This is a genomic window from Microbacterium sp. K35 (genome assembly GCF_004794375.1).
Taxonomy (GTDB): domain Bacteria; phylum Actinomycetota; class Actinomycetes; order Actinomycetales; family Microbacteriaceae; genus Microbacterium; species Microbacterium sufflavum.
Genome location: NZ_SSDM01000394.1, coordinates 1 through 10,542, shown reverse-complemented (window position 1 = coordinate 10,542; position 10,542 = coordinate 1). Strand labels below are relative to the sequence as shown.

16 protein-coding genes are annotated in these 10,542 nt (G+C 71.6%); 9 read left to right on the top strand and 7 right to left on the bottom strand.

What is annotated here, in order from left to right; translation table 11 throughout:
• A partial coding sequence (locus DW299_RS19285) for a DUF4304 domain-containing protein (RefSeq protein WP_205814429.1) occupies positions 1-877 on the top strand: 877 nt, incomplete at its 5' end.
• Between the two features lie 25 nt (positions 878-902).
• Here the strand turns inward: DW299_RS19285 and DW299_RS16260 are convergent.
• On the bottom strand, positions 903-1,514 hold the full coding sequence (locus DW299_RS16260) for a flavodoxin family protein (RefSeq protein ID WP_136037194.1): 612 nt from the start codon (positions 1,512-1,514) through the stop codon (positions 903-905).
• A gap of 88 nt (positions 1,515-1,602) precedes the next feature.
• Here DW299_RS16260 and DW299_RS16255 point away from each other — a divergent pair, with 88 nt between their 5' ends.
• Complete coding sequence (locus DW299_RS16255; RefSeq protein ID WP_136031122.1) at positions 1,603-1,809, top strand: hypothetical protein; 207 nt, start codon at positions 1,603-1,605, stop codon at positions 1,807-1,809.
• 24 nt (positions 1,810-1,833) lie between these two features.
• Here DW299_RS16255 and DW299_RS16250 read toward each other — a convergent pair whose 3' ends face one another.
• Genes DW299_RS16250 through DW299_RS16240 form a run of 3 tightly spaced genes read right to left on the bottom strand, consistent with a single transcriptional unit; the run spans position 1,834 to position 3,262 of the window.
• Positions 1,834-2,436 (bottom strand): GNAT family N-acetyltransferase, encoded by a 603-nt coding sequence (locus DW299_RS16250; RefSeq protein WP_136031120.1) that lies wholly within the window; start codon positions 2,434-2,436, stop codon positions 1,834-1,836.
• Between the two features lie 33 nt (positions 2,437-2,469).
• Positions 2,470-2,865 (bottom strand): ImmA/IrrE family metallo-endopeptidase, encoded by a 396-nt coding sequence (locus DW299_RS16245; RefSeq protein ID WP_136031117.1) that lies wholly within the window; start codon positions 2,863-2,865, stop codon positions 2,470-2,472.
• 25 nt (positions 2,866-2,890) lie between these two features.
• Positions 2,891-3,262 (bottom strand): helix-turn-helix domain-containing protein, encoded by a 372-nt coding sequence (locus DW299_RS16240; protein WP_136031115.1) that lies wholly within the window; start codon positions 3,260-3,262, stop codon positions 2,891-2,893.
• Positions 3,263-3,356: 94 nt separating this feature from the next.
• On the opposite strand from DW299_RS16240, the gene DW299_RS16235 reads away from it, so the two are divergent.
• From DW299_RS16235 to DW299_RS19550, 5 genes are all read left to right on the top strand, one after another.
• Positions 3,357-3,587: a helix-turn-helix domain-containing protein gene (locus DW299_RS16235; protein WP_206253032.1), complete on the top strand. Its 231-nt coding sequence runs from the start codon at positions 3,357-3,359 to the stop codon at positions 3,585-3,587.
• A 21-nt stretch (positions 3,588-3,608) separates the two neighbouring features.
• Positions 3,609-4,538 carry an aldo/keto reductase gene (locus tag DW299_RS16230; protein ID WP_136031111.1) on the top strand — a complete coding sequence of 310 codons (930 nt, stop codon included), beginning with the start codon at positions 3,609-3,611 and terminating at the stop codon, positions 4,536-4,538.
• Between the two features lie 38 nt (positions 4,539-4,576).
• Positions 4,577-4,960: a PLD nuclease N-terminal domain-containing protein gene (locus DW299_RS16225; protein WP_136037193.1), complete on the top strand. Its 384-nt coding sequence runs from the start codon at positions 4,577-4,579 to the stop codon at positions 4,958-4,960.
• Positions 4,961-5,027: 67 nt separating this feature from the next.
• Positions 5,028-5,597 (top strand): DUF1254 domain-containing protein, encoded by a 570-nt coding sequence (locus DW299_RS19555; RefSeq protein WP_240745432.1) that lies wholly within the window; start codon positions 5,028-5,030, stop codon positions 5,595-5,597.
• 95 nt (positions 5,598-5,692) lie between these two features.
• The gene (locus DW299_RS19550; RefSeq protein ID WP_240745431.1) at positions 5,693-5,971 is read left to right on the top strand and encodes a DUF1214 domain-containing protein; all 279 of its coding nucleotides are present in this window, start codon (positions 5,693-5,695) and stop codon (positions 5,969-5,971) included.
• Between the two features lie 42 nt (positions 5,972-6,013).
• On the opposite strand, the gene DW299_RS16215 is transcribed toward DW299_RS19550, so the two are convergent.
• Together DW299_RS16215 and DW299_RS16210 are read right to left on the bottom strand one after the other, a co-directional pair.
• Complete coding sequence (locus DW299_RS16215; RefSeq protein WP_136037192.1) at positions 6,014-6,976, bottom strand: epimerase; 963 nt, start codon at positions 6,974-6,976, stop codon at positions 6,014-6,016.
• Entirely contained in the window at positions 6,973-7,623 is a 651-nt protein-coding gene (locus tag DW299_RS16210; RefSeq protein WP_136037191.1) for a TetR/AcrR family transcriptional regulator, read from the bottom strand. Before DW299_RS16210 ends, DW299_RS16215 begins: the two co-directional genes overlap by 4 nt.
• Positions 7,624-7,729: 106 nt before the next feature.
• Between DW299_RS16210 and DW299_RS16205 the strand changes: the two genes are divergently transcribed.
• Together DW299_RS16205 and DW299_RS16200 are read left to right on the top strand one after the other, a co-directional pair.
• On the top strand, positions 7,730-8,536 hold the full coding sequence (locus tag DW299_RS16205) for a sugar phosphate isomerase/epimerase family protein (RefSeq protein WP_136031102.1): 807 nt from the start codon (positions 7,730-7,732) through the stop codon (positions 8,534-8,536).
• Positions 8,536-9,672 (top strand): Gfo/Idh/MocA family protein, encoded by a 1,137-nt coding sequence (locus DW299_RS16200; protein WP_136037190.1) that lies wholly within the window; start codon positions 8,536-8,538, stop codon positions 9,670-9,672. Before DW299_RS16205 ends, DW299_RS16200 begins: the two co-directional genes overlap by 1 nt.
• On the opposite strand, the gene DW299_RS16195 is transcribed toward DW299_RS16200, so the two are convergent.
• On the bottom strand, positions 9,624-10,542 hold a 919-nt coding region (locus tag DW299_RS16195), incomplete at its 5' end, for an ROK family protein (RefSeq protein WP_136037189.1). The two genes, DW299_RS16200 and DW299_RS16195, sit on opposite strands and share 49 nt — an antisense overlap.

Genomic DNA, 10,542 nt, shown 5'->3' with positions numbered 1-10,542 from the left:
CCCGCAGACCGAGTCGCTCGCCCTGCGGGTGGCGACCGCGGCGATCGACAGTCTGGTGCAGCGCGAGGCGCCCGCCGACACCGCAGAGCTCGAGGCGCTGCTGGAGAGCATCGCACGCCGCGATCTGGTGAAGCGCATCGGAACGGCGCTCGGCTCGGAGGCGACGGCCCGAGCGGCGACGCGCGACGACGACCTGAAGCGGGAGAAAGCGGCGGCCGTGCGGGCCAAGGCGAATCCGATCCCCCGGGTGCTGCGTGGTGAGGTCGATCGGCTGTTGCGCGACCACGTCGACGGCACGATGCGCGGATTCGGCTTCCGCAAGTCGGGGCGCACGTGGCGGCGGACCGTGGAGGACCGCGTCGAGGTCATCGACTTCTTCTCCAGCGGCCTGCACATGAGCGTGCACTACGGCGTGCTGTTCCCGGCGCTGCATCCGGAGGACGGCGTCGCCGCCCACCGCGACCCGCAGCGGGTGAAGCCCTACCAGCTCGATGTGTCGATCGTGGAGAGCGCGTGGTTCGCGGAGGAGGACACCCTCGAGCGGCTGGCCGCCCGCGTGCGCTCGGCCATCGTGCCGTTCCTGGGCGCCTGCGGCGACCGGGCTCGGCTCGCGGCGGTGCTCACCACAGGGGAGGGCATCCCGGCTGCGGAGGGCGTGCGGGATCCGGTGACCGGCCACACCGAGACGACGCTCCACCTGCGCACCCGACCGTTCACGCCCGGCATCGCGCTCGGCGCCCTGTCGTGCGTGGCCGGGGACCGGCTCTCCGCGCAGGCGTGGCTCGACGACGCCGATGCCGCGGTCGATCCCCTCAGCCATCCACGGTCGAAGGCGGAGATCGACTACTGGCGCCGGCGCCTCGCGGCCACGGAGTGAGGGCGCCGCGGCGGGTGTCCTCGCGTCAGGATGCCGGGTACGGCTGCGCGGTCAGCTGCCGTGCGAGGTGTGCCGCGTTGCGCGCGGCCGTCTGGATGGCCGAGGCCACCTTCTCCGGGGTCTCCTCGAGGTCTTTGTAATCGACCGTCTGCATCGCCTCGCCGTTCCAGTACACCGAGGCCTGGGCGGGGATCGTGTAGCCGATGTCGTCGAGCGCCTGGAACAGGATCGCCGAGATGTGGTGGGCGCCGTCCTCGTTCCCGAGCACGCCGGCGATCGCGACCTTGTCGAACAGGATCGGGCGGCCCTGGTCGTCGGTCTCGCTCAGCTCGGCGTCGAGCCGCTCGAGCACGCGCTGCGCCACGCTCGAGTGCTGGCCCATCCAGATCGGCGTCACGAACACGAGGATGTCCGCCGCCAGCACCCGCCGACGCAGAGTCGGCCACTGGTCGCCGTCGCCCATGTCCTTCTCGACGCCGGGGCGGATGTCGAAGTCGACGGCCCGCACCACGTCGCCCGAGACGTCATGAGCGGACAGGGCGTCGAGCAGCTGGCGCGAGAGGAGATCGGAACTCGACTCCGCGGGGGACGGCTTGAGCGTGCAGGAGATCGCGAGGGCGGTGAGCGTACTGGTCATGCGACGATCACACCAGGGCCGGTGACCGCGGCACAGGGCCTTCCCGGGCCCGGGCTATCCTGGTAGGGCACCGACGACAGGAGATCCCGTGATCCTCAGCTTCTTGTTCTTCATGATCCTCTTCCTCGGGGGCTTCTGGCTGCTGGGGATCGCGCACGAGCTTCCCGATACTGCCGCCGCGCTCACCTTCTGCGCCGGCATCATCCTGGTCTCGCTCGCCCTCGGTTTCGCGATGCGGCAGCGCGGTTCGGCCACGCGCCGCTCCAAGAACTGGACCGGCAGCCCGACCGAGTGAGGCCGACCCCGTCGGCGCGATCGCTCAGCGCCGACGGGACAACCGCGCCTCCAGGTTCGCCCGGACCGCGGGCCACTCGGGCTCGATGATGGAGTACTCGACGCTGTCGCGGAGCGCGCCGTTGCGGTAACGACTCATCGCGCGCATCACGCCGTCCTGCTTGGCGCCCAGTCGCTCGATCGCCGTGCGCGACTGGAAGTTGACCCACTGCGTGGTGAGCCCCACGCGGAACACCCCGAGCGTTTCGAACGCGTGCCGCAGGAGCAGCAGCTTCGACTCCGCGTTGGTTCCGGTCCCGTGCGCGGACGGGCGGTTCCAGGTGTAGCCGATGTGGAGCCGAGGCACGTCGGCGACGATGTCGTAGTACGACGTGAGGCCGAGGATCCGTCCGCTCGCGTCGATCGCGGTGAACGGCAGCATCTCGCCGCGGTCGACGAGCCCGAGCCGCCGATCCACCTCCGCGGCCACGCCGTCGGGCTCCGGGACCGACGTGTACCACGCCGTCTTCCACAGCTCGCCCTCGCGGACGGCGTCGACCAGCCCGTCGATGTGGGAGCGATCGAGGGGACGCAGCTCGACGAGGTCGCCGGTCAGGGTCACGGGGGCGGGTGGGACGAGGAAGGCCATGTCCCCATTCAACCAGCGCGATGCGGGTGGATCTCACGCCGCCCGAGTCGCGGTGGTCCCCTGGCGCAGCAGACGCTGGAAGGCGACGACGATCTCGACCGTGACATCGAGCTCGAAGGCGAGGCTCGCGAGGTGCGCGCCGCGAGCCCGCTCGGCGGCGGCATACGCCTGCGGTGTGAGGAGGAGCCGGGCGGCCCATTCGTCCGCCGCCCGTTCCTGGCGTTCGCGGGTGTGGGGGACCTCGGTGGGTCGATGACCGAGATGTGCGTGACCCAGCTCATGCGCCAGCACGCTGCGGGCCGTCCGTCTGCTCATGCCCGGCGCGAGGCGGATGGTGCCGGTCGCGGGATCGAACCCGCCGCGCGTGCGTCCCGGGCGCTCGATCACGCGCAGACCGAGGTCTTCGGCGCGCAGGAGGAGCTGCTGCATGTGCGTCCTCCCACGGTCGTCGGCGTCAGTCGTAGAGGTCGTCGGTGTCGGCGTCGTGCCGCTCGTCGGATTCGAAGGCGACCTCGCGGGTATTGTCGCGCGGGGTGGCGACATCGGCGGTGCGGCGCAGGGGAGTGATGATGGCGGTGGTGCCGTCGGCGTCGAGGCGCTCCTCGGCTCTCGCGACCAGGACGTGCGGCTCGATCCCGAGAGTCGCGCACACGGCATAGACCACGGGCACCGGGATCGCGCGCTTTCCGGTGACGTAGTTGTCGAGGGCGCTGCGTGCGATCCCCACGCTGCGCGCCATCGCCGCGATGCTGCTGCGCGCGGCGGCGATCTCGGCCCGCATCTGCCGCCCGACGGCCTCGTTGAACTGCTCGGCAGGTGTCCTCATTCGGCACACCCTAGCAGCGCTCCGAGATCAAGATGCCGTCATATCGGTTCATTCTTCCCGAGTGAGTGTCCACGTGTGGGGGTAGTGTCGGCGTATGGGGACAGAACTGAGTCACACGATGGCATCGACGGTGGAGGCGGCGCGACTGCACGCCGGAGTGTCGCTCGACCGGCTGGCGGATCGATCAGGCATCTCCGCTCGTCGACTGCACGACCTCTTCGACGCGCGCGTGGACTTCACCATGGTCGACCTCGCGCGCATCGCGGCGGCGCTCGACATCCCGGTGACGGACCTCCTGCCGTTCTCGACTGCCGTGGACCCGTGAGTGCGCGATAGCGTGGCGACCATGAAGACCGTGCCCTTCGGAACCGCCACCGCCCCCGCCGTCATCGCCGGGATGATGCGTATCGCCGACAAGGACGACGCCCACATCCGCGAGCTGTATGCGACAGCCCGCGAGGCCGGCATCGACTTCTTCGACCACGCCGACATCTACGGCGGTGCGATGCACCGCTGTGAGGCCCGCTTCGCGGAGGCGCTCGCCCTCAGCCCGGGCGAGCGCGACGAGATCGTGCTGCAGACCAAGTGCGGCATCGTGCCGACGCAGGGGATGTTCGACTTCTCCTACGACCACATCGTCACCCAGGTCGAGGGATCGCTCGCGGCGCTGCGCACCGATCGCATCGACGTCCTGCTGCTGCACCGACCGGACGCGCTCGTCGAGCCCGACGAGGTCGCGCGCGCGTTCGACCACCTCGAGTCCTCCGGCAAGGTCAGGGCGTTCGGCGTCTCGAATCACACCCCGTCGCAGATCGACCTGCTCCGCACGGCCGTCCGCCAGCCCCTGATCGCCAACCAGCTGCAGCTGTCGCTCACCCACGCGCCGATCATCGCGCAGCCGGTCGCAGCGAACATCGGCGGACACGACCAGAGCATCGTGCGCGACGGCGGCGGCATCGTCGACTACTGCCGGCTGAACGGCATCACGGTGCAGGCGTGGTCGCCGTTCCAGAGCGGCACCGACGCCGGTGTCTTCCTGGGGAGTCCGGAGTATGCCGAGCTGAACGCCGTGATCGACCGGCTCGCGGCCCAGTACGGCGTCGAGCCGATCGCGATCGCCACCGCGTGGATCACGCGGCACCCCGCCGGGATGCAGGTCGTGCTGGGGACCACGACCCCCGAGCGCGTGCGGGACGCGGCGGCCGGCGCCGACGTCGTCCTCACGCGGCCCGAGTGGTACGAGCTGTTCCGCGCCGCCGGGCATCTCCTGCCCTAGGGCGGCGCGGCGCACGACCCGTCGTCTACCCTGAACTCATGCCGTTCCTGTTCTCGCTGCTGATCATCGCGCTGATGGTCGGTGCGCTGATCGACATCATCACCCGCGACGACGGGCAGGTGAAGCACCTGCCCAAGATGGTGTGGCTGATCATCGTGATCCTGCTGCCGCTCGTCGGAAGCCTGCTGTGGTTCGCGCTCGGACGCGAGTACGGCGAGGGCGGCGTCGCGATCCCCCGGATGCGGAGGGCCGAACGACCCGCCGCACCCACCGTGACGGCGCCCCCCTCCCGGCCCCGCGACACCCGCACGACGGAGCAGCAGATCGCCGACCTCGACCGCGAGATCGAGGAGTGGCGGTTGCGCGAGGAACTCGAGAAGCGGCGACGCGACGACGGCGACGCGCCCGCGGCGGGAGCGTAGACGGTTCGGAGACCGGCCGTTCGAGACGATCCTGGCTCGGGGTGCGCGTCGGTGCCATCATGCCGGTATGAGCGCACCCGTGAACGTGGAGAACTTCGCCGTCGCCGAGACCCACCGCATGATGTCCGACCTGCAGCGCGATGCCGGGGGCGTGAACCGGTTCCGACACAACAGGGAGCCGGCCGCGATCGAGCATCAGACGGTCATCCGGCTCAACCGCGACACGCTCTACAGCTTCGCCGTCGTCGACATCCGCGCGGGGGCGACGCTCACGATCCCGGACCACGGCGATCGCTACCTCTCGGCGATGGTCGTCAACGAACGCCACTACGTGGACGCCGTCTTCCACGACCCCGGAGAGTACCGGCTGACCACCGAGCGGTTCGGCACACCCTACGTCGTGGTCGCGGTGCGCATCCTCGTCGACCCGGAAGACCAGGCAGACGTGGCCGTCGTGACGGCGCTCCAGGATCAGCTCGGGATCGACAGTGCGTCCGCCGAACCGTTCCCCCTCCCCGACGACGACCCCGCGGACCTGGACGAGACACGCGGGGCGCTGCTGACTCTTGCGCGGAACCTGCGCGGCTTCGACCGCATGTTCGGGGCCGAGGCCGAAGTCGATCCGATCCGGCACTGATCGGAACCGCGGCGGGGTGGGGAGGGCTGCCCTCCTGGGAGGCTCAGTACATCGGAGTCGACCCGCGGCTGCCGCAGGGGCGGTACGAACTCCGAGTGGTCGACGTTCCCGTGGACGGGTTCTGGTCCATCTCGGTGTACAACGCCGACGGCTTCTTCGAGCCGAACGACCGCGGTGCCTACACGATCAACAACATCACCGGAGTCCGGGACGACGACGGCGCCATCACGGTGCGGTTCGGCGACCACCCCGACGGCGTGCCGAACGTGATCCCGATTCCGGAGGGGTGGAACTACCTCGTGCGTCTGTACCGTCCGCGGGCCGAGCTCCTCGACGGGAGCTGGACGTTCCCGGCCCTGCAGCGTTCGGTGTGACCCTCGCCCGAGACGTCGACCTGATCGCGCGCCGGGGTGCGATCAGGTCGACGCGGCGAAGGAGGAGCGCAGCGCCTCATCGAGGTCGGGGTGGCGGAAAGTGAAGCCCGCGGCACGGAGCTTCTCGGGCAGCACCCACCGGCTCTTCAAGACGAGCTCGGTCTCGGTGCGGATGCCGATCGCGCCCAGCTCCAGCATCCACCGCGGCGTCGGCGGGCCGAGACGCACCCCCAGCGCGCGACGCACGGCCGCCATGAAGGCGACGTTGTCCACGGGGTTCGGTGACGCGGCGTTCACCGGACCCTCCAGCGCCGGCGTCTGCTCCAGGAACTCCACGATCCGCGCCACATCCTCGAGGTGGATCCAGCTGAACCGCTGGCGACCGCGGCGCGCGCCGAAGCGATGCGCGGTGCCGGCCTCCCGGCGCGCACGGCTCACCGGCCAGCGCCCGTCGTACTGCGGACCACCGAGGCCCAGGCGGGCGAGGGTGCGCAGCGGGCCGAGCACTCCGCCGTCGCCCAGCACGATCGCGCTGCGTAGGGCGACACGGCGCGTGCCGGGCAGCGCGCCCGCGAACAGCTCCCGCTCCCAGGCCTTCGCGACCTCGACCGAGAAGCCGCTGCCGAGCTCGCCGTCCGCCTCGGTCATCGGCCGGTCCTCGGCGTGGCGGTAGATCGTCGCGGTGGACGAGTTGATCCACAGGGCGGGCCGGGCCGAGGCACGCGCGATCGCGGTGCGCAGGGCGGCGGTGGTGTCGAGCCGGGAGCGGAAGATCTCAGCGCGGTTCGCCGGCGTGTACCGGCAGTTGACGCTCTTGCCCGCGAGGCCGAGGACGAGCGCGGAACCCTCGACCGCCGCGTCGATCCCGGCCTGATCGGTCCAGGCGAGGTCGGCGCCCGAGCGAGAGACCGTCACGACCTCCCGCCCCTGTCCGCGCAGGCGCTCCGTGAGGTACTGCCCCATGAATCCGGTGGACCCGCCCACCACGACCCGTCCTGTGCTCATGCGCGGTCATCCTCCGGTGGTCGGGGCTCGGCGCCCGGGGTGGGGCGGAGCAGGCGGTCCAGCAGCGTCAGCGCCTCGTGCTGCGGGGCGTCGGGGTCGAGCAGCCACTGCGTCTGCAGGCCGTCCGAGGCGGCGATGACCAGGGCCGCGACCGCTTCGGGGTCGGCGTCGTCGCGGATGCGCCCCTCGCGCTGCTGCTGCCGCACGGTCGCGGCGATGCTCGCTCGCAGTCGCGCGAACCGGTCGGTGGCGAACTCCCTCGCCGCCGGATGGCCCTCCTCGAGCGCGGAGGCCACCAGGGTCGAGTACAGCTGCACGAGTCCTGGCACCTCGCGGTTGACCCTGGCCGACAGGATCATGCTCTCGACGGGCGTCGCGTCGTCTCGCGCCTCGGGGTGCCGACCAGGGGCGTTGCTCTCGCGGTAGACGGCTACCAGAAGCTCCTCCAGAGAGCCGAAGTAGTGCGTGAGGGCGGCGTGCGTGACGCCGACCTCGCTGGCGATCGCGCGCAGGCTCGTGCGGTCGGCGCCGCGGGTCGCGAACACCTCGATCGCTCGATCGAGGATCTCCTGCCGACGCGCGATCCCCTTGGCGTAGGCGCCGCGGACGCGTGGGCGCTCGGGACCGTCGCCGGAGGAGGGGGGCATGGCCCGAGTCTAGTGCGATCAAAACTTCCATGTGGAGGTATTGGGTGATAGCGTGCCAGCGCGGGGCACCACCCGCGAGTCGCCGACGACCCGAGGAGCACGACCGATGACGATCCAGACGTCCCTGCAGCTGTTCACCATCCGCGAGCAGCTGGAGGCCGACCTCGACGGCACTCTCGCCGCCGTCGCCGCGCGCGGGTTCACGGCCGTCGAGCCGTACGACTTCGTGCGCAGGGCCGAGGCGATGGCCGCCGCGCTCGCCGCCGCCGGTCTCACCGCGCCCTCCGGACACGCGTTCCTGGCGTCGGAGTCGTTCGTCAACCCGGACGGCAGCGGCACCACCCTGCCCGTGCCCGCGCCCGCCGAGGTGTTCGCGGCGGCGAAGACGCTCGGCATGCACACCGTGATCGACCCGTACACCGAACCTGCCCGCTGGGAGTCGGTGGAGCAGATCGCCGAGACCGCCCGACTGCTCAACGCCGCGGCCGAGGTCGGCGCCGCGATGGGCGTGCGCGTCGGCTACCACAACCACGCCCACGAGCTCGAGGCCGCGTTCGACGGCGTGACGGGTCTGGAGGTGCTGGCAGGCCTGCTCGACGACCGCGTGGTGCTGGAGGTGGACCTCTACTGGGTGGCGCGCGGTGGGGTCGACCCCGTGGCCCTGCTGGAGCGCCTGGGCGACCGCGTGATCGCGGTGCACGCCAAGGACGGCACGCTCGACCCCGCCCTGCTCGACGCCTACCCGCCGGCGGACCAGGTGCCCGCGGGCGACGGCGCCGTCCCGCTCGTGGCGGCCATCGCGGCGGCCCCCGCGCTCGAGCTCGCCATCGTGGAGTTCGACCACTACGAGGGCGACCTGTTCGACGCGATCGAGCGCAGTCGGCGGTTCCTCGACGCGGAGGTCGCGGGCTGATGGGGCGCGCAGGCGACGCGGTCGGCGTCGGCATCATCGGCGCGGGCAACATCAGCGACCAGTACCTGCAGAACCTGACCCGGTTCCCCGACGTGCGGGTGCTCGCGCTCGGCGACCTCCTCCCGGAGCGCGCCCGCTCTCAGGCCGAGGCGTACGGCGTGCCGCGGGCGGGCGGCGTGGACGTGGTGCTCGACGACCCCGACATCGCCGTGGTCGTCAACCTCACGATCCCGGCCGCGCACGTCGCGGTGTCCGAGGCGATCATCCGCGCCGGGAAGCACGTGTGGACGGAGAAGCCGCTCGGCGTGAGCCGGGAGGAGGCCAGCCGGCTGCTGCGCACCGCCGAGGCGGCCGGACGGCGCATCGGCGCCGCACCCGACACGGTGCTCGGCCCCGGGGTGCAGACCGCGAAGCGCGCGATCGCCCGCGGCGACATCGGGCGGCCGCTGTTCGGGCAGACGACGTTCCAGTGGCAGGGCCCGGAGATCTTCCACCCGAACCCGGCGTTCCTCTACGCCAAGGGCGCCGGTCCGCTGCTCGACATGGGCCCGTACTACGTCTCGACGCTCGTGCACGTGTTCGGCCCGGTGGCGGCGGTCGCCGCGCTCGGGCTGCAGGGGGCGCCGACCAGGCGGGTGCAGGTCGGCGAGCTCGCCGGGCAGGAGTTCCCCGTCGAGATCCCGTCGACGCTGAGCGTGCTGCTCGACTTCGAGGGCGGCGGCCAGGCCCAGAGCCTCTACAGCACCGACTCGCCCCTCGTGCGGCAGGGCATCGTGGAGATCACCGGCACCGAGGGCACGATCACGATCCCCGACCCCAACACCTTCGGGGGGCCGATCACGATCACCCGCCCGCTCGCGCGCCACTTCGTGCCGCCGGAGCCCGTGGAGCAGGAGATCGTCGACGTCGCCCAGGAGGGCGTGCTCGCCGGTCGCGGCATCGGCCTGTTGGACATGGTCCGCTCGATCGCGGACGACCGCCCGCACGTCGCCACGGGCGAGTTCGCGTACCACGTGCTCGACACGCTGCTGTCGATCGAGGAGGCCGCAGAACAGCGCCGCTTCGTCGAGGTGGCCAGCACGCTCGATCAGGTCGGCGCGCTGTCGGCCGACTTCGACCCCTTCGCCGCGACATAGCGGTCGACGCTCGCGGGGGAGAGCACCTCGCGGGCGACCATGATCGCCGCCCCCAGCACCGCGGCCCGGTCTCCGGCCTGGGACTGCACGATGGCCAGGTGCTGGGTGGCGAGGGGGATCGACCGGCGGTACACGACCTCGCGGACACCGGCCAGCAGATGCTCGCCGGCCCGCGCGATGCTGCCGCCCAGCACGATGATCGACGGGTTGAGGAGGTTCACGACGGTGGCGAGCACCTCGCCCACGTCGCGGCCCGCCTGCCGGGTCGCCTCGATCGCCGCCGCGTTGCCTCCGCGCACCAGGTCGACCACGTCGGAGGCGCTGTGCACCTCGTGCCCCGCCGCGCGCAGCGCGATCGCGAGGGCCGAGCCGCTGGCCAGGGCCTCGAGGTCGCGCTCGTCGTCCGGATCGCGCTCGGATCCCGCCCCCCGCGGCACCTGCACGTGGCCCATGTCGCCCGCCGACCCCTGGGCTCCGCGCTGCAGCTGTCCGCCCGCGATGATGCCGGCGCCGATGCCCGTGGACACCTTGACGAAGATCAGGTCGTCGACGCGGGGCCAGCTGGTGGCCTGCTCGCCGAGCGCGAGGATGTTCACGTCGTTGTCGACCAGCACGGGCACGTCGAATGTCCGCTGCACATAGGCGGGAACGTCGAAGCGGTCCCACCCCGGCATGATCGGCGGGTTCGTGGGCCGTCCGGTCGAGTGCTCGACGGGGCCGGGCACCCCGATGCCGACACCGACCAGCGGTAGTCCGTCCGCGGTCGCCGCGAGCAGCGCGGCGCCGTCGGCGAGGATGGTGTCGAGGAGCTTCTCGGGGCCGTCGCCGATGTCGATCGTGCGCGTGCGGGCGTCGAGGATGACACCGGAC

What these genes read in the sequence shown, in the direction of transcription:
- DW299_RS16215 (WP_136037192.1), bottom strand. Translation starts at nt 6,976, where the DNA reads ATGAGCACAGGACGGGTCGTGGTGGGCGGGTCCACCGGATTCATGGGG.
- DW299_RS16240 (WP_136031115.1), bottom strand. Translation starts at nt 3,262, where the DNA reads ATGAGGACACCTGCCGAGCAGTTCAACGAGGCCGTCGGGCGGCAGATG.
- DW299_RS16225 (WP_136037193.1), top strand. Translation starts at nt 4,577, where the DNA reads ATGCCGTTCCTGTTCTCGCTGCTGATCATCGCGCTGATGGTCGGTGCG.
- DW299_RS16260 (WP_136037194.1), bottom strand. Translation starts at nt 1,514, where the DNA reads ATGACCAGTACGCTCACCGCCCTCGCGATCTCCTGCACGCTCAAGCCG.
- DW299_RS16230 (WP_136031111.1), top strand. Translation starts at nt 3,609, where the DNA reads ATGAAGACCGTGCCCTTCGGAACCGCCACCGCCCCCGCCGTCATCGCC.
- DW299_RS16245 (WP_136031117.1), bottom strand. Translation starts at nt 2,865, where the DNA reads ATGCAGCAGCTCCTCCTGCGCGCCGAAGACCTCGGTCTGCGCGTGATC.
- DW299_RS16210 (WP_136037191.1), bottom strand. Translation starts at nt 7,623, where the DNA reads ATGCCCCCCTCCTCCGGCGACGGTCCCGAGCGCCCACGCGTCCGCGGC.
- DW299_RS16205 (WP_136031102.1), top strand. Translation starts at nt 7,730, where the DNA reads ATGACGATCCAGACGTCCCTGCAGCTGTTCACCATCCGCGAGCAGCTG.
- DW299_RS19555 (WP_240745432.1), top strand. Translation starts at nt 5,028, where the DNA reads ATGAGCGCACCCGTGAACGTGGAGAACTTCGCCGTCGCCGAGACCCAC.
- DW299_RS16235 (WP_206253032.1), top strand. Translation starts at nt 3,357, where the DNA reads ATGGGGACAGAACTGAGTCACACGATGGCATCGACGGTGGAGGCGGCG.
- DW299_RS16200 (WP_136037190.1), top strand. Translation starts at nt 8,536, where the DNA reads ATGGGGCGCGCAGGCGACGCGGTCGGCGTCGGCATCATCGGCGCGGGC.
- DW299_RS16250 (WP_136031120.1), bottom strand. Translation starts at nt 2,436, where the DNA reads ATGGCCTTCCTCGTCCCACCCGCCCCCGTGACCCTGACCGGCGACCTC.